11 protein-coding genes and 1 tRNA gene are annotated in these 17,288 nt (G+C 68.8%); 8 read left to right on the top strand and 4 right to left on the bottom strand.

The features are described 5' to 3' along the window. Positions 1 to 102: 102 nt before the first annotated feature. The 8 genes from J3A75_RS29735 (at position 103) to J3A75_RS29700 (ending at position 12,903) form a co-directional block, all read left to right on the top strand. On the top strand, positions 103 to 867 hold the full coding sequence (locus J3A75_RS29735) for an HAD family hydrolase (protein WP_071000179.1): 765 nt from the start codon (positions 103 to 105) through the stop codon (positions 865 to 867). Further along, positions 864 to 2,171 carry a glycosyl transferase gene (locus tag J3A75_RS29730; protein ID WP_024828734.1) on the top strand — a complete coding sequence of 436 codons (1,308 nt, stop codon included), beginning with the start codon at positions 864 to 866 and terminating at the stop codon, positions 2,169 to 2,171. Before J3A75_RS29735 ends, J3A75_RS29730 begins: the two co-directional genes overlap by 4 nt. 270 nt (positions 2,172 to 2,441) lie before the next feature. Further along, the gene (locus J3A75_RS29725) at positions 2,442 to 4,460 is read left to right on the top strand and encodes a glycosyltransferase (RefSeq protein WP_024828735.1); all 2,019 of its coding nucleotides are present in this window, start codon (positions 2,442 to 2,444) and stop codon (positions 4,458 to 4,460) included. A 1-nt stretch (position 4,461) separates the two neighbouring features. After that, the gene (locus J3A75_RS29720) at positions 4,462 to 6,126 is read left to right on the top strand and encodes a Wzz/FepE/Etk N-terminal domain-containing protein (protein ID WP_012321467.1); all 1,665 of its coding nucleotides are present in this window, start codon (positions 4,462 to 4,464) and stop codon (positions 6,124 to 6,126) included. 71 nt (positions 6,127 to 6,197) lie between these two features. Further along, the gene (locus tag J3A75_RS29715) at positions 6,198 to 7,310 is read left to right on the top strand and encodes a glycosyltransferase (protein ID WP_012321466.1); all 1,113 of its coding nucleotides are present in this window, start codon (positions 6,198 to 6,200) and stop codon (positions 7,308 to 7,310) included. A gap of 351 nt (positions 7,311 to 7,661) precedes the next feature. Beyond that, positions 7,662 to 10,292, top strand: a complete 2,631-nt coding sequence (locus tag J3A75_RS29710; RefSeq protein WP_012321465.1) for an FAD-dependent oxidoreductase — start codon at positions 7,662 to 7,664, stop codon at positions 10,290 to 10,292. A 133-nt stretch (positions 10,293 to 10,425) separates the two neighbouring features. Beyond that, positions 10,426 to 11,370 (top strand): family 16 glycosylhydrolase, encoded by a 945-nt coding sequence (locus J3A75_RS29705; protein ID WP_024828736.1) that lies wholly within the window; start codon positions 10,426 to 10,428, stop codon positions 11,368 to 11,370. A 438-nt stretch (positions 11,371 to 11,808) separates the two neighbouring features. Further along, positions 11,809 to 12,903, top strand: a complete 1,095-nt coding sequence (locus J3A75_RS29700; RefSeq protein WP_083374408.1) for a glycosyltransferase family 2 protein — start codon at positions 11,809 to 11,811, stop codon at positions 12,901 to 12,903. Between the two features lie 326 nt (positions 12,904 to 13,229). Here the strand turns inward: J3A75_RS29700 and J3A75_RS29695 are convergent. The 4 genes from J3A75_RS29695 to J3A75_RS29680 form a co-directional block, all read right to left on the bottom strand. Further along, positions 13,230 to 13,306: transfer RNA gene (locus J3A75_RS29695), tRNA-Arg, on the bottom strand. Positions 13,307 to 13,432: 126 nt separating this feature from the next. Further along, positions 13,433 to 14,185, bottom strand: a complete 753-nt coding sequence (locus tag J3A75_RS29690) for a nucleotidyltransferase family protein (RefSeq protein ID WP_029358672.1) — start codon at positions 14,183 to 14,185, stop codon at positions 13,433 to 13,435. Between the two features lie 19 nt (positions 14,186 to 14,204). Next, on the bottom strand, positions 14,205 to 15,767 hold the full coding sequence (gene tsaE, locus J3A75_RS29685; protein ID WP_041372398.1) for a tRNA (adenosine(37)-N6)-threonylcarbamoyltransferase complex ATPase subunit type 1 TsaE: 1,563 nt from the start codon (positions 15,765 to 15,767) through the stop codon (positions 14,205 to 14,207). Positions 15,768 to 15,945: 178 nt separating this feature from the next. After that, positions 15,946 to 17,226, bottom strand: coding sequence for an EAL domain-containing protein (locus tag J3A75_RS29680; protein WP_071000178.1), 1,281 nt, complete (start codon positions 17,224 to 17,226; stop codon positions 15,946 to 15,948). Positions 17,227 to 17,288: the final 62 nt, after the last annotated feature.

Genomic DNA, 17,288 nt, shown 5'->3' with positions numbered 1-17,288 from the left:
CTTCGCGCCGACACGGCACCGTCATTGCAGGAGGCTGCCGGACACCGTCCGGCAGCCGGAAATCGGGTTCGGTCGCAACCGATCGGGAGAGATCAAGCCACCATGCACCTACCCGAGACGGCGGCCCGAATCGTATCCTGCGACGTCTTCGACACGCTGCTCCATCGCGACCACCGATCCGAGCGCTGCCGCTTCCACGACATCGCGACGGTCGCGTCGCGGGCGCTCGCGGCGGAGCACGGCACGGCGCCCCGTCCCGGCGCGATCTACGCCGCGCGCCTGCAGGTGCAGCGCGCGGCCTACCGCGCGCTCGACTTGGCCAATCCCTCGGGCGACGTGCGCTTCGCCGACATGCTCGCGGCCATGACGCGCGTCCTCAGCCTCGACGATCGTGCCGCGGACATTCTGTACCGGGCCGAGATCACGGTCGAGCTTGCCCAGTTGCGCGCGAATACCCCGCTGATGACCTGGCTGAAGCGGCGGGCGCAGGCCGGGGACAGGATCATCGCGGTGAGCGATACCTACCACCGCGGCGCGACGATCGCGCATCTGCTGGACACGCTTGCTCCAGGCCATCCCGTCGCGCACATCTACACCAGCGCCGATCACGACGCGACCAAGCGGACCCGGGCGCTCTTCGACGTCGTTCTCCGGAACGAGAAGGTGGCGCCCGCCGAGATCCTCCACCTCGGCGATGACACGCTGGCGGACGTGACCATGGCCGCCGCCGCGGGCCTGCGGACGGCACAGCTGCTCCGGCCACGCCACGTGGTACTGCGTCGCCGCCTCGATGCCGTCCGCGCCCGCGCGATGCACCGGCACTGGATCGGTGTCGCCCGGAACGGGACCAGGAGGACCGGGCCGTGACCGCCGCCGACGCCGCACGCCGCGCCGCCGGCGACGACGCGGTCGCGTTCGGGCAGCGCGTGCTGGGTCCGATCCTCGCCGAGTTCTGCCTACGCCTCTGGCTCGTGGAACGCTTCCTCGCGCCGGACAGGACCGTCCTCCTGTTCTGCGCCCGGGGCGGCCTGCGCCTGCAGCTCGTCTACGCGCGATTCCTCCGACAGACCGGTCTGCCGCAGAATCTCCCGCACGCGTCCCTGATGGTGTCGCGCCTCGTGGCCGCCCGCACCGCCTTCGATCCGCCGAGCCCGGGCGTTCTCTCCGAGCTCGGCCGGGAGTTCAGCGGCCGGTCGATGTCGGAGATCGCGGCGGCGCTGGCGCAACGCGACGATCTGGCCCTGCCGGCGTCCTGGGACGCGCCCTTTCAGGACGCGACATTCGCCGCGCTCCTGGCCGGCAACGAGCCCGGCGTGGCCCGACTGCACGCCGCGGTCGCCCAGCAGGATGCCTGTTTCCGCGCGCATCTCGATGCCTGCGCGGGCCCGGCGCGCCATTGCGTTCTGGTCGATACCGGGCTCTACGGCAGCACGGTCCGCATGCTTCAGGAGGGCCTGCCGGAGCGGACTTGGTCCGGGCTCCAGTTCGCCCGCTGCAACTACAAGCGCCTCGCCACACCGCATTTCCGCCGCACGCTCGGCCTGAGCGTCGAGAGCGATTGGTACAAGCCCTGGGACGCGCGCACATCGGTGCTGCGCTTCTGGCACCTGATCGAGGCCTGCCTGGAACCGGACCTGCCGAGCGTCCGCACCTTCGCGCAGCCCGTCCCGGGATCGCCGCCGCGGGCCAATCTCCAGGAAGACGGCTGGGAGGCGCGGATCGCATCGACGCGGCCGGACCTCTTCACGGGCGTCCTGGCCCACATCGACCGCCTAGGCTCCGAGAGCGTCGCGGCGATCCCGGACGACGCGGCGCGGGCGTGGACGGCCCTGAAGAAGGCAATCATCTGGCCGGATGACCGGGCCGTCTCGACCTTGAGCCTCGGCGGCAGATCCCGCGATTTCGGACGCGTCGAGTTGAGCGCGCAGTACGCCGCGCCACGACCGACCCGGCCCGTGCAGCAGATCCGCGACAGTCTCTGGCGCGAAGGCGCGCTTCTCCGCTGCTTCCCGCGGGCCGGTCGGCTCCTGCTTCCCGTCATCGAGGCGGTCTACGCGGGACGCGCCGTCCACAGAGAGGCCACGTCCCGTCTCCGGCGAAGCCGCGAGCCCGCGCTCGAGGCGCGCGCGGACCCGCCCCTGTGGCGTCGGCAGGCCTCCGGCGCGAACTGAGGACTTCCAGGTGCCGTTGAATGCAGCGCTCAGGCCGCCGCTTCTGCATTCGGATTTTCTTGTAGAAAGTCGAAGCGCTGGCTATAAAATAATTAGCGCCGCGATTTTTTGCCTATATTAAATATAGAATTTCTGCGTGCGATCGGGGTCGTGCGCGATCCCGGCTTCCGAGATCGCGAGCCCGACCGCGCCGCTCTCGCGAAAGGTGAAACACTCTTGTTCTCGCATTCGATCCAAGAAGCGGGCCTCCGACGGGAGTAGAGCGACAGCATGACGGCAGTCGGATCGTTTGGAATCAACGGTCGGTTCCTCACCCAGCCGATGACCGGGGTTCAGCGCTACGCGATGAACGTCACCCGGGCGATGAGCGCGGCCCTGGCCGCGCGGGGCGAGAGCGCCCCCTTGCTGTCCGTGCCGGACGCGGAGGATCCCCGGCTCGCGGGCACGCCGCTCCGCACCGTCGGACCCGCGGCTGGGCATGCCTGGGAGCAATTCGTCCTGCCGCGCGCGTGGCCCGGCCGGTTGCTCAACCTCTGCAACACCGCACCCGCGCTGAAGACGGATCAGGTCGTCTGCATCCACGATGCGAACGTGTTCAATGCGCCGGAGAGCTACAGCGCGTCGTTCCGGACGTTCTACAGGACACTCCAGCCGCTTCTGGCCCGCCGTGCCGCGCGGATCGCCACCGTCTCGACCTTCTCCGCCGGGCAGATCGCGAACCATCTCTCTGTGAGGGCCTCCGACATCGCCGTCCTCCCGAACGGGCACGAGCACGTGCACGCCTGGGATCCGCGACAGGCCGTCCGAGCCCCGGCGGGCCTGGACCGGGACTCCGACGGCCTGGAACGCCCCTTCGTGCTGGCCCTCGGGTCCCGCGCCCGTCACAAGAACCTCGATCTGCTCTTCAAGCTGGCGCCGGCCTTGGGCGAACTCGGGCTCGACCTCGTGGTGGCGGGCGGCCAGGCGACCATCTACGCCGCCGAGGACTTGAAGCGCGGCGAGAATGTCCGCCACCTCGGCTTCGTCACCGACCACGATCTCGCCTACCTGATGGAACGCGCCCTGTGCCTGGCCTTCCCCTCCCTCACGGAGGGGTTCGGGCTCCCGGCACTGGAGGCGATGGCGCGCGGCTGCCCCGTCGTCTCGACCGACCGCGCGAGTCTGCCGGAGATCTGCGGGTCGGCGGCCCTGCTCGCTCCGCCGGACCGGCCGGACCGTTGGATCGCCCAGATCCGCGCCCTGGCCGCCAGCCCGGACCTGCGATCGGACCTGATCGGCCGCGGTCGCGATCAGGCCGCCCTCTTCTCGTGGGAGGCTTCGGCGCAGGGCTACCTCGATCTCATGCGCGGGCCGAAGGTGCGGCCGGCCGCGCAGACGGCGGCGCGCGACGCGGCACCGGCGCCGCCGCCGAGCATCGCCGTCGCCATCGCGACGCTGGGCCGCCCCGAGGTGGTGACCGGCACCCTCGGGCGGATCCTGGATCGGCAGACCCTGAAGCCCGCCGCCATCCTGATCTCCTGCGTCACCCCGGACGATGCCGGCGAGGCGGCCACGTGGCCCGGCGTGACGGTGGTCACGGGGCGTCCCGGCCTCGCCACTCAGAGAAATGCCGCCCTCGCCGCGCTGCCCGAGGCGATCGATATCGTGGTCTTCTTCGACGATGACTTCGTCCCCGAGGCCGGCTGGCTCGAAGCGGCCGCGCAGCGCTTCGAAGACGAGCCGGACATCGTCGGCCTGACGGGCGACGTCGTCGCGGACGGCATCAAGGGGCCCGGACTGCGCTTCACCGAGGTCGACCGGATGCTCGCCGCGCTGGGTCCGGTCGAGCCGGCGGCGCCCATCGAGGCCTTCAGCCCGTACGGCTGCAACATGGCGTTCCGTCGCTCGGCCATCGGCACGCTGCGATTCGACGAGCGGCTCGTCCTGTACGGCTGGCTCGAGGACCGCGATTTCGGCGCCGCTCTGGCGGCCAAGGGCGGCCGGCTCGTCAAATGCCTGGAGGCCCGCGGCGTCCATATGGGCGTGAAAGGCGGCCGTATCTCGGGCGATCGGCTCGGCTATTCGCAGATTGTCAACCCGTTATACATGCTGCGGAAGGGCACGATGACCCTGTCTCAAGTCTTCGGCCAGATCACCCGCAACGTTCTCAGCAACGTGACGCGCTTCGCGGCCCCCGAGCCGTTCATCGACCGGCGCGGCCGGCTGCGCGGCAACCTGCGCGGCGCCGCGGACGTGCTCCTGGGACGGCTGGAACCCGAGCGCGCCCTGCAGATCCGGCGGAAAGCGTGAGATGAACATCTACAACACCACCCGGATCGCGCCGGACCCTTCCCAATCCGTTACCCATTTCCCGGAGGCGGCGTCCGTCGGCGTGCAGGACGGCCCGCTGGCCGTCGTCTCCGCGGCCCTCAAGGCGGCCCGCCGGCACAAGTTGGCGGTGGCCGTCTGGGTGGTCTTCTGCATCGGCTGCGCGGCGCTCTACACCGTGACGGCGACCCCCTCCTACACGGCGACCGCGGTGCTGCTGCTCGAGCCGCGGCGCCCGGTGGGCGCGGGCTCCTCCGAGGGCGCCCTGATGCCGAGCCTCGATGTGGGCCGGGCCGAGAGCGAGCTCCAGGTTCTCCGCTCGGAACGGCTGCTGGCGAACGTGTTCAACAGTCTCCAGCTCGCGAACAATCCGGAATTCGGCCCTCCGGAAGCCGAGAGCCCGAGAGAGCCGGCTCCGAGCGCCTCGGAATTGTCGGGGCTGCGGACCGCCCCGCCGTCGACGGCGGCCATCCTGCAGCAGAGGAAGTTCGAGAACTTCGCCGAGCGCTTCACCGTCCGGCGCGTCGGCCAATCGTACGTCGTCGAAGTCTCGTACACGTCCAGAGATCCGAACCTGGCGCGGCGCGTCGCGAACGCGGCCGTCTCGGCCTATCTCCTCCAATCCATCGCTGCCAAAGCCGATGCGGCGAAGAACGGCGCCGAGTTCCTCCAGGGACGCGTCAACGCCCTCGCCTCACAGGCCCGGTCCGCCGCGGCGGCCGTCACCGAGGGCACGCTGCCGGACGCGCCGACCCCCGATGCCGATGCGCGGGTGATCGGCGCGGCACTGCAGCCCCTCAAGCCCTCGGCCCCGCGCAAGACCCTGATCCTCGGCCTCGGCGCGATGATCGGCCTCGTGGGCGGGTTGCTGGCCGTGGCGCTGCTGCAGGCGTTCGACCGCAGGATCCGGACGCCGCAGGATCTCGTCCAGCGGGCCGGCATTCCCTGCCTCGCCGTGATGCCCGAGGTCCTGCGCAAGACCGCCGACGGGCGCCGCGAGACGGTGGATCTGCGCAACGTCAACGCGCCGTGGTTCCTCAACGTCAAATTCTCCACGGGTGTCCGCGATCTGCGGACGTCGATCCAGCTGGCCCTCTCGGCGCGCGGTCACGATACCGACTGCGTCATCGCCCTCATCGGCTGCACCCCGCGCACGGGCACGACCCTGATCGGCCTGAGCTTGGCGCGCCTACTGCAGGAGGGGGGCCGGACCGCTCGGCTGATCGACACCAACATCCACGGCGCCGGAACCTTCTTCCTGACCCCGGACTCCAAGGCCGGCGTCGGCGCGAGTCTGGCCGACCTGATCATCAATCCCAGCCATCTGGCCTTGGCCAAGTTCGTGGATTTCGGCGGTGTCTCCGTGCTGCCGTCGCGGTCGCCGTACACGGCGGTCGGCACCGGCGTGTCCCTCAGTTCCTCGATCTTCCAGAGCGTCATCGACCAGATGCGCCGGGGCGGCTACGTCATCCTCGACCTGCCGCCGCTCTCCGTCTCGGCCGAGTCCCGGGTCGCGGCCCGTCGGGCGGATGTCGTGGTGATCGTCGCCGAGGCCGGGCGGACCACCGTCGACGAGCTGTCGGACGCGGTGAACGGCCTGATCGGTGCCGGCGCGAACGTGATCGGCGCCGTTCTCAATCGCGCGTGAGTCGGGCCCCGGCACCGTCGACGGGTCCGCGCCCGGATCGTCGGAGCTCTGAACGGAAGGAGTTGGTTGGGATGCCGGCCGGAAATCGTGAGAAGTTCCAGATCCTCTATCTTCAACCTGGGACCTCCGTCTTTGCCGGCATTGAGCGGGTGGTCGACACGATCGGCGCGGAGCTCGCGGCGACGTGCGGCACCGAGTTCGCCATCGACGTGCTGCGGGTCACCCAACACGAGAACTATCCGGCGGAGCCGCGACATTACAGAAGCATCTTCAGGCCGGTCACGTCGCGCCTGCACCTGATGCGGATCTTTCGGGATGTCAGCAAAGGAGGTCGCTACGATCTGATCATTGTTCCGCAGATCGAGCCGACAGTCGTCTTCTGGCTGGCCCGGGTGGGCATCCCGCAGCGGATCACGATGCACCTGCACGGCAACCCGCGGCGCGAATCCGGCAGCCTGAAATCGAAGATCAAATTCTTTTTCCTGAAATACTACGTTCTACCGCGGATCACTTCCGTTTTCGGGACGTCGCCGCGGCAGCTGAGAGCGTTCGAAGCCGATTTCAAATGCAGGCGTCCGATGTATTGGGTTCCCAATCCGGTCAGGCACTTCGAGGCTCCGGGCGAGGACATCAGGCCCGACCCCGCCGTCATCACCTTCGTGAACGTCGGACGTTACGCCTTCCAGAAAGGCCAGGACCTTCTCATTCGCGCGTTCGCGAGAGTGTACGAGCGGCGCAGGAACGTGCGCCTCAACCTGGTCGGCCACGGATCCGGCAAAGCGGCGCTGGCGGAACAGATTCGGGCGCTCGACCTGTCCGACGCCGTCCGGCTGATCCACTACCCGGACGACCCGCAACGAGCGCTCTTCGTCAGCGACGTCTTCGTCGCGACGTCCCGATGGGAGGGCTGGTCGCTGGCCATCTGTGAAGCCTTGCGGTGCGGACTGCCCGTCATATCCACCGATTGCGAGTTCGGTCCCAGCGACATCTTGGTCGATCAACGCCTCGGGCGCCTGGTCGCGCCCGACGACGAGGACGGACTCGTCAGAGCCATGGAATATTATTGCGACAATATCGAGCCAGAACGGTCGTTTTCCGATTTCAGGAAGGACTACATTGACCAGTACAGCGCCGAAAAGGTCGTGCACATTCACGCCGACGCGATCCGGCAATCGGCATGCTGAACCTCGGTCAGCCGTCGGTCGAGCAGCGGCCCCGTGCTCCCTCGGCCCCTGCCGTTGGACGGCCGTCGCATCTGCGAACCGCATCAGCGACGTTCAACACCCGGACCGCGCCGCGGCGCGTCATGGACCACGGTCCGCACGATCGCGCGCATCCATCGCGTCGGGATGGGGGCGGATCTATCCATGGCACACATCCGCTTCGCACCGCGAACTCCGAATATTTTTCCCTATCTTGGCAGAAGCCGGCTGAGAAAATCGGCCACTCGCCGATCGTTTGAACGATTATCGCCGCGCATCAACCGTGCGTCCGCGCCGATAGTCTCGATGGAATGAGCCCGGGAGCCGCTCACCGTGATCCAGCTGCGTGCCGCAAGTGAAATCGAGGGTCTTCTGGATGCGGCTTGCGATGTCTGCATTGTTGGAACGGGGCCGGCCGGGAGCACCCTGGCCCGCGAGCTGTCCGGCAGCGGCCTGAGGGTCGTGCTGCTGGAGAGCGGCGGCCTCGACCGGATGGAGAGCGCGGACGCGCTGGATGCCATCGTGAATGTCGGGCGGCCGCGCGCCACGCAGTGGGCCGTCCGGAACCGGATCGTGGGCGGCAGCTCTCACACGTGGGGGGGCCGGTGCGCGCCCTTCGACACCATCGACTTCGAGCAGCGTGCCTGGGTCCCGGAGAGCGGGTGGCCGTTCCAGCGCGACGCGCTCGATCCCTATCTCGAGCGGACGGCCAAGTATCTCGGGCTCGCCTACGGCAACCATTTCAGCGACGCGCGCTTCTGGGAGCTGTTCGGTTCGCGGCCGGCCTGGTCCGAGCCGGATCCGCGGCTGCTCCTGCCCTTCTTCTGGCAGTTCAGCCGCGACGATGCGGAGTCCTATCCGTTCGAGTACACGCGCTTCGGGCGGAAGCTGGACGAGCAGCTGGGCGCCAACGTCACGTTGATCAGCGGCGCGACCGTCGTCGCGATCGACGTGGATGAGGCGGGTGACAGGGTACAGGGCGTTCAGGTCGCGGCGCCCGACGGCGCGATCGTCAAGCTGCCGGCCCGCCGCGTCGTCCTGTGTGCCGGCGGGATCGAGAACGCGCGGCTTCTCCTCGCCTCCGACCATCAGATCCCGGGCGGCCTCGGGAACGCGTCTGACCTCGTGGGTCGCTACCTGATGGATCATCTGCGCGGGCCGGTCGCGCATTTCGACGTTCGCCGGTCGCGCGCCCTGCAGCGACGGTTCGGCCGCTACACCATCGCGGATCGGCTGTTCCGGGGCGGGCTCCGCCTGAGCCCGGACGTCCAGCGAAGCCGCCAGCTCCTGAACTGCGCGGTGTGGCTCGGAGAGACGCTGGCTCCGGACGACCCGGGCGACGCGATCCGGAGGATGCTGGTCGGCAAGCCGCGGGCGAAGGACGTCCTGACCCTGGCGTCGAACCTGCCGCTGCTCCTGCGCGGCTGCCGGGATCATTTCATCGCCCGCAACGGCTTCCCGCGGAAGCTCTCCGAGCTGAGCCTCGAATGCATGGTCGAGCAGCGGCCGGATCCCGAGAGCCGGGTCATGCTCTCCGATCAGCGGGATCACCTGGGCAGCCGGCTGCCCCTGATCGACTGGCGCAGTCACGAAGATGAAGGCCGCACCATGCGCGAGACGGCGCGGCTCGTCGTCTCCGAGTTCGCCCGCCTGGGCCTGCCCGCGCCCGTGCTGGCAGACTGGGTGCGCGACGAGGCGCCGATCCCGGTGAGCTTCGTCGATGTCGCCCACCCGACCGGCACCACCCGCATGTCCGATGACGCCACCAAGGGCGTGGTCGATGCCCAGGGCCAAGTTCACGGGATCGACGGCCTGTTCGTCACGGGAAGCTCCGTGTTCCCGACGGCAGGCCACTGCAATCCCACGCAGATGATCGTCGCCCTGGCGATACGTCTCGCCGACGCGCTGAAGGTCCGGGGGCAGCGCGACACCGCGGTATCCGGCCTCCGAGCGTCCCCGCCCGTCCCGACCGGTCTCCGCGTCCTCGTGACGGGGGCGACGGGGCGGATCGGCCGGATCCTGGTGGAGGACCTGCTGGAACGCGGCTACGCGGTCAGGGCCGTCACGTCCCAGCCCCTGACCGAGGCGCAGCCGCGCACGGGTCCGATCGAATGGCGGACCTTCGACTTCACGGCGGATCAGGATTACGCCGCCCTCGTCCGCGGCTGCGAGGCCGTCATGCATCTCGCCGCCGAGCTCGGGAAGCAGGACCGGATGCCGGCCATCAATGTTGAGGCGACGCGGCGCCTGGCCGAAGCCGCGGAGCGGCACGGCATCAAGGCCTTCTGCTACATGAGCACCGTCTCCGTGTATGGCAGCGGCCGCACGCGCACCATGACGGAGACGGCACCGGTTCTCACCAGCAGCGTCGACGTCAAGTCCGAATACTGGGCCCTGGACTACGTTCGCGCCTACGGTCGAACGAAGCTCGCCGGCGAGGAAGCCATCCTGCGGGTCGCCGCGACCCTTCCCTACGTGATCTTGCGCCCCACGGTCGTCGTCGACCTCCATAATCTCATCGGCTTGCGCGACTGGGGTCTCTCGAAGCGCCTCTTCGCCGCGCACCGGCCCTCCCATCACGTCTACGTCCGGGACGTCACGGACGCGGCGATCTGGACGATGACCCAGTCCCTGAGCGGGGCTTGGCCGGCCGGGCAGGTGCAGATTTTCAATCTCTCCGACCACGAGACGCGCGATGCGCGGATCGGCGACTTCATGCGACGGGCGTACGCGATCAGCCGCGATCGCCGCTTCCGGGTCATCCCGATGCCCGCCGCCGTCGACTGGCTCCACGATTTCCTACGCAACCGGACGCTGCCCTTGCGCAATCCTCTCTGGCGCATGCGCTTCCCCAACGATCGCCTGCGGCAGGCCGGGTATCGACACCGCTACGGCATGGCCGAAGCCCGCACCAGGGCGCTGGAGGTCCTGCGAGCGGAAACACGGGAGCGAACAGGGGCCTGAAGGCCGTCAGCACCGTTTCCATCGGCGTGCCCTCGGGCACCGGCACACCCCAGATCATGGTGTCACGGTGAGAGGGATGTCGCTGCCGCGAAGCTCTTACGCCCTTGCCACGCCGCAACTCGGAGCCTGAGCCATGACGAAACTTCGCTGGGTCCGCCGCGATCTGCTGAAATCGTGCTTCCGGGATCTACCGATCTGCGCGGCGGCGTCCCTGTTGCCGACCAGCCGCTCGAGCGCGGCGATGGACGCCTCCTCGGATCCGACGCAGGGCCGCACGCTCGTCTTCGACGAGCCCTTCGCGGAGATCAACGGGCGGATCTGGAATGGCGGACCGAAGGCCACGACGGGCCCCTCCGGATTCTACGGCCGTTCCGCCTTCGCTCCCCTTGCCGGGGCGGAAGGCTTCAAACCCTACGCGATCGTCGCGGACGCGGACGCCACGGGCGGCACGGCCCTTCAGATCTCCGCAAAGTATATCGGGCGCAATATGGGCGTCGTGAATTACTATGGAAACAATATACCTGACTTTCAGTGGATTTCCGGGAACCTACAGACCGGCAGCCGGAGCGGCGTCGTATCGGTCGGCTGGCGCCAAGGCTATTTCGAAGCGCGGATGCGATTCCCGCAGCATCCGCTCACGTGGCCGGCGTTCTGGCTTCTCAACCGGGACGGCATCACCAATGCCAAGCGGAGCATAGAGGTCGACATCGTCGAGCACAAAGGTTTCGAGCCGAAGCTCTACGGGGCCTATTTGCATGAATGGGGACAACCGGGTGAGCACAACGAAGGAACGGGCGTCCCCACCCCCGTCGACATGACCGAGCAGTACTGCCGCTACGGCGTACTGATACAGGACGGAAAATGCATCCCCTACTTCGAGCGTGCGCCAATTATCAATCCAAAAACGGGTCAGCTAAATATCTGGACACTCACACGCGCCTCGGAGATGGAACAGACCGGCGACGTCTTCTGGCCGCTCCTCACACTGGCGCTGCGGACGGACGTCCCGGCGCCTCAACTGACCGAGGCCCAGAAGCTCGTCCACATGCGCGTCGACTACTTTCGCGTGTACGCGTAGTCGAGCACGCCGTGTAGACGAAGCCGTGAGGGCGCCGCGGCTCGCGCTCGCAACCGGATTTCCTCGCGATCGACACGCGGAGCGCATCGCTCCGAGATCGCTGACGCCTGTCGATCGGGCTCGGTGCCGCCGATCCGCCCGCTCGATCCAGACCTCTCGAACCGTAGCGCGGCCGCAGATGCTCCGCCGCGCACGCGTCGGGAGGGGTGTGCGGCCGCGAGCGGACGCGACGATACTGTTCCTGTTTCCGGCCCGGCCGCGGAATAAATGGCTTCGCGAAACGTTCGAGCTCTAATCAGATTTTCGTCGCGCCGCCGGCCTATAACGTCCTTGAAATCCGATCTGAAATGCGCGAAATATAGTTTATTGCCGGGGAAGCCCTGCGCCTGATGAGTCAATCGTGATGATGAGCTGCAGCTCTCGTTCTGCGAAGCATACATGAGCACTGATGCGGTCGCAGCCGAGGTCCTGACAGGCACGAGGCCTCCAGCCCTGGCAGTCATCATCAATTGCTTCAATTACGAGCGCTATATTGAATGCGCGATCCAGAGCGTCGTCTCTCAGAACAACCCCGACTGTGAAATCGTCGTCATAGACGACGGTTCAACAGACGGATCTTGGACAATAATACAGAACAGCGGCGTTCGCGCCTTTCGCAAGACGAATGGAGGGCAGGTCAGCGCGTGCCTTCTAGGGATTGAGAAAACGACAGCGCCCTTTGTTTTATTTCTCGATGCCGACGATCAACTTCTACCCGGCTCTCTGGATGCGATCATAGACGCGCTCGATGCGGACATTTCTAAGCTCCAGTTTCAATTGGTGCGGATCAATGAGACCGGCGCGGTGATCGCACCCGCTTTTCCCGCACTCCCGATGGGACGGGATCGGGATAAATTTCAGGCGCATGTGAAAAAATCCGGCACGTACATCTCTCCACCAACGTCCGGCAATGTGTTCCGGAGAGATGTCTGCGAGTTACTGCGGAATGCGTCCTACGACACAGCCGTCGACGGTGTTATCCTCACGGCGGCGCCGTTTTTTGGCGATATTGTCAGCCTGAACCGGCCGCTCGGATGCTATAGAATACACGGTCAAAACAAGTCGGGAGTCCAGAACGGGGTATCCCAAGCGCTTCTCGAGAAGCACAAGCGCCGTTTCAACGACCGCGTCATCCATCTCAAATCAATATTGCGGCAAAACAACTGGAGCGACACGATTAGGGACCCGAAGTCAATGTATTTCTACAATATTTATGAGATCCATCAGGACATGATCTCGGGACGTCGCGTCTCGGCCAGGAAGGCGCTGGGCGCCGTGAAGCAACTGCCAGCTTGGTACAGCCCTCTCAGGCGAGCCGTCACGGCTGCTGCACTTCTGACCGCCCCCGTCCTACCGAACGCCATCAATGTACGCTTCATCAATTCTTGGCGCCTTGTTCTTGTACGCCTCGTCTCTTCCTTTGCGCGTATGCAGGCGCTGACGGTTGCGCCGCGTTCCTATCCCCGCTGCCCTCTTCCCGGCGGCCCGCGCTGACGGCCTTGCGCCCAAGCGCCCGCGTCGTCGGCGGAGCGCGGCGCATGAATGGCGTGCGTGCGGTCGCGGTATCGCCTTCGACAATCATCGAAGCGGATGCTCCGCGGAGACGGCCGGCTTCCGCGCGGTCAGAGCGCCGCTGTGACCTGCACCGCGCGAACGGGGCAACGGTCAGGGCGTGTTCCGAAGATAACGGTCAATCGGATCCGAGGACGGAGGTCGGGCGACCTGAATGCGCTCGAGCGAGCACCGTGGGTCTTCGACTCTGGTGCTGATGCACCCGTCTACGTGGGCTTTCCTGCCCGACCACGGGAAAATGCAGGGAATGGCGCGCCCGAAAGGATTCGAACCTCTGACCCCCAGATTCGTAGTCTGGTGCTCTATCCAGCTGAGCTACGGGCGCCTGACACGGCGGCGGGCTCTCGGCCCGCCGGTGTGAAGGGGCTTCTAGAGGCTCAAATCCGGCTTGGCAAGACACTTCGGGCAACGACTTGTGCGGGCCGTGCGCGCGCCTCGGATTTCGCGGGGCCTACGGCGTCCGGGCGCTCGCGCGCACGCGCTCCTCCGCGGCGCGGATCGCCTCCGGCGTGCCGACATGCAGCCACTGGCCGTCGAGCCGCATTCCGAACAGCCGTCCCGCCGCGATCGCCCGGTCGAACAGCAGGTTGAGCGAGAAGGCGCCCTCCGGCGTGTCGGCGAAGAGGCCCGGCGTGAGGATCGCCACGCCCGCGTAGATGAACGGGGCCACCGCGCGCTCGCCGCGGCGCTCCAGGCGGCCGTCCGGATCCATCACGAAATCCCCGGCCCCCTCGTAGCCGAGGCTGGTGGCGGTCGGCGCCACCAGCAGCAGGCCGTCCATGCGGTCGCCGTCCCAGGTCTCGACCAATCGCCGCAGGTTGGAGGCCGGCCCCTCGAGCCAGAACGAATCCGAGTTCAGCACCGCGAACGGCGCGTCCCCCAGGAGCGGCAGCGCCTTGCGGATGCCGCCGCCCGTCTCCAGCAGCGCCGCGCGCTCGTCGGAGACGGTCGTGGCCGGTCCCGGGGCCGCCCCCTCGGCCCGGCGCGCGAGGTGCCCCTCGATCAGGTCGGCGAGATAGTGGACGTTGACGACCGCGGTCCCGATCCCGGCCTCGGCGACCCGGTCGAGGGCGTGGTCGAGCAGGGCCTTGCCGGCCACCTCCACCAGGGGCTTCGGCACGGTGGCGGTCACCGGCCGCATGCGCTTGCCGAGGCCCGCGGCCAGGACGAAGGCGCGGCTGACGGCGGGGCTGGGATCGCTCATGCGGTCGGGAATCCGGAGGTCAGGGGTCGGGCGCCGGGGCGACGAGGCCCGGCAGGTGGTCCGCGTGCCAGGCCCGCAGCCCGGCGAGCGCCGGATGGGCGAGGTTGCGAGCGAGGTAGCCCTCGATCCGCGGCAGGTGCGCGAGGTAGCCGGGCTTGCCGTCGCGCCGGTCGAGGCGCGCGAAGATGCCGAGGATCTTGGTGGCGCGCTGGGCCGCCAGCAGCGCGTAGGCGGTGGCGAAGGCGCCGACGTCGAAGGCCGGGTCCCGGCCGCGGCGCTCGCGGGCGTAGAGGCCGAGCAGCCGCAGCTCGAACTCCGCGCTGGAATCGACCCGGGCATCCTGCAGCAGCGAGGCGACGTCGTAGGCCGGGTGGCCCATGACGGCGTCCTGGAAGTCGATCAGCCCGACCCGCTCCAGACCGTCGCGCTCGGGCAGCCAGATCAGGTTCGGGGAATGGTAGTCGCGCAGGGTCCAGGTCGGCCGGTCCGGGATCGCGCCCTGGAGCGCCGCCCGCCACAGGTCGACGAAGGCCGCCCGCGCCTCCGCCGACAGGCTGACGTTCCGGATCGCCGGGGCGTACCATTCGGGCATCAGCTCCGCCTCGAACAGCAGCGCCTCCATGTCGTAGGGCGGCAGCCTGTGCTCGGTCCCCTCGGCCACGGGCAGGACCGGGGGAAGCGGGTTGGCGTGGAGCTTGGCCAGCACGCGCACGGCCTCGGCGTAGCGCTCGGGCCGCGGAGCGCCCCCCTCGACCACCGGCTCGCTGCCGAGATCCTCCAGGATCAGCAGGCCCTCGGTCAGGTCCTCGCCGTAGATCTTCGGGGCCGAGAAGCCGAGCGCCCGCAGACCCCGGTCGAGGGCCACGAAGGCGTGGACGCTCTCGGCGAGGTGCACGATCGCGCTGTAGGGCTTGCCGTCCCGCACCGGCGGCCCGTCGGGCCGCGGCGGCGCGATCATCAGCACGGCGCTGGTGCCGTCGGGCTTGGTCAGGCGCTCGTAAGCGCGAGAGGAGGCGTCCCCCTGCATCAGGGTCCGCTCGGCGATGTCCCAGCCGCTGCGGTCGAGGAGGCGGCGCACCGCGCGGGCCCGGTCGAGGCGGGCGCGCATGCCGCCGGCGCCGTCGATCCGGGCGAGACGCGCCTCGGGGCCGAACTCCGCCCGCAGGGACAGGTCCACGGTCAGCACCGGGCCGTCGCGGGGCGGCATCCGGTCGGGCCACTCGACCAGGGTGATCGCGCCCTCGGCCATCTCGTCGAAGCCGAGTTCCACCAGCTCGTCGGGATCGCGCAGCCGGTACAGGTCGGCGTGGACGATCGGCCGGCCGTCGCGGGCCGCGTAGGGCTGGATCAGCGTGAAGGTCGGGCTCGGCACCTCCAGGCGCGCGTCGCCGGCGAGCTCGCGGATGATGGCGCGGGCGAGCGTGGTCTTGCCGCCGCCCAGCCCTCCGGACAAAGCCACCACGTCCCCGGGCATCAGGAACTCGGAGAGAAACAGGCCGAGATCCTCGGTGGCCGTCTCCTCCGGCAGCACGAATTCCCAGGGCGCCGGCCGCGCGGATGCCCCCGCCGCCTCTTCGGTCATCTGCCCGTCCCGCTCGTCTCCGCCCAAAGCCCGCCTCCGAGACCCGAAGACGCATGGTCCGAAAACACGCACCGGATGCAAGCGTTTCCGCCCGGAACCGCGCGCTTCCCGCCCGCCCGGTGCATCGAAAGCACGCTCGCGGAGGCGGCGAGAGATCGCGCCGCCCCCCCCAAATCCCTCAGCCCTGGGCGCGGACCCTCGGCCGGCCCTGGCCGGTCCCTCGGGGCAGCCCGACGCGCCACGCCTCGGCGTTCCAGGCCGCCGCCGCCGCGAGGGCGTCGGCCTCCGGCATCGGGCGGCCGAAATGGTAGCCCTGGCCCAGGGCGCAGCCCAGGGCGGCGAGGGCCTCCGCCTCGGCGCGGCCCTCGATGCCCTCCGCGACCGCCACCACGCCGATCTCCTCGGCGAGCCGCAGGATGGTCTGGACGATCCGGCGATCGCGCGGCTCCGCCAGCATCGCCCGGACGAAGGCCCGGTCCACCTTCAGCGTGGTGATCGGCAGGGTGCTGAGATGGCTGAGCGAGGAGTAGCCGGTGCCGAAATCGTCCACCGCGATGCCGAGGCCGGCGGCGCGGCAGCGCGCGAGGGCGGCCGCTGCCCCGGCCGGATCCTGCATGAGCGCGCTCTCGGTGATCTCGAGCTTGAGGGCGTCGGGCGCGATGCCGGTCCGGCGCAGCATCACGTCGATCAGGGTGGGGATGTCCGACCGGGCGAGGTCCTGGGCCGTGACGTTGAAGCTCACGAACAGGGACGGCTCGACGGCGGCGGGGGCTTGGAGGCCGGCCTGCAGGATCCGGGGCACGATCCGGCCGATCGCGTCGATCACCCAGGCGGTGATCGCGAGGATCAGGCCGTTCGCCTCGGCGGCCGGGATGAAGGACGCGGGCGCCACGAGCCCGCGCTCGGGATCGTGCCAGCGGATCAGGGCCTCGAAGCCGGCGAGCCGCCCGGTGGCGAGCCGCACGATCGGCTGCAGGAACAGCGCGAACTCGTCCCGGGCCAGGGCCCGCCGCAGGGCGCGCTCCTGCGCGAGGGACGCGACCGTCGCGTCGAAATCGGCGCGGGCGGAGGGCGACAGCGGCGCCGGAGGCCCCTCCACCACGGCCGGCCCGAGGCGCGGCAGGGTCTCGCGGAACCGGGCGATGAGCCCCTCGAGGCAGAGGCGCAGGATCGGGTCGGCGCCGGCGAGCCGCTGTTGAATCTGCGCCGCGCTCACGGGGACGAGCACGCAATCCGCCTCGGCACGCGCGCCCGCGGAGCGCGGGAGGGCGTCGAGGATCGCCATCTCGCCGAAGATCTCGCCGGCCCCGCGCCGGGCGAGCACGGTCTCTCCGCCGTCGCGCCGCCGGAAGATCGCGATGCGGCCGCTCAGGATCAGGTAGGCGCAGTGCCCGATCGACCCCTCGTCGAACAGGACGGCGCCGGCCGGGAGGGTGACGGGATCGGAGAGGTCCTGCATCGGTCGGAGACGCTGCGCCTCCGCGGGGAAGGCCCGGCGCGATCGTTGGCACAGCGACCTTA

Source organism: Methylobacterium sp. PvP105 (assembly GCF_017876975.1).
Classification (GTDB): Bacteria; Pseudomonadota; Alphaproteobacteria; order Rhizobiales; family Beijerinckiaceae; genus Methylobacterium; species Methylobacterium radiotolerans.
This window is presented reverse-complemented; position numbering and strand designations above follow the sequence as displayed.

Coding starts and splice junctions, on each gene's coding strand:
- J3A75_RS29735 (WP_071000179.1), top strand. CDS start 103: ATGCACCTACCCGAGACGGCGGCCCGAATCGTATCCTGCGACGTCTTC.
- J3A75_RS29700 (WP_083374408.1), top strand. CDS start 11,809: ATGAGCACTGATGCGGTCGCAGCCGAGGTCCTGACAGGCACGAGGCCT.
- J3A75_RS29725 (WP_024828735.1), top strand. CDS start 2,442: ATGACGGCAGTCGGATCGTTTGGAATCAACGGTCGGTTCCTCACCCAG.
- J3A75_RS29715 (WP_012321466.1), top strand. CDS start 6,198: ATGCCGGCCGGAAATCGTGAGAAGTTCCAGATCCTCTATCTTCAACCT.
- J3A75_RS29680 (WP_071000178.1), bottom strand. CDS start 17,226: ATGCAGGACCTCTCCGATCCCGTCACCCTCCCGGCCGGCGCCGTCCTG.
- J3A75_RS29690 (WP_029358672.1), bottom strand. CDS start 14,185: ATGAGCGATCCCAGCCCCGCCGTCAGCCGCGCCTTCGTCCTGGCCGCG.
- J3A75_RS29705 (WP_024828736.1), top strand. CDS start 10,426: ATGACGAAACTTCGCTGGGTCCGCCGCGATCTGCTGAAATCGTGCTTC.
- J3A75_RS29720 (WP_012321467.1), top strand. CDS start 4,462: ATGAACATCTACAACACCACCCGGATCGCGCCGGACCCTTCCCAATCC.
- tsaE (WP_041372398.1), bottom strand. CDS start 15,767: ATGACCGAAGAGGCGGCGGGGGCATCCGCGCGGCCGGCGCCCTGGGAA.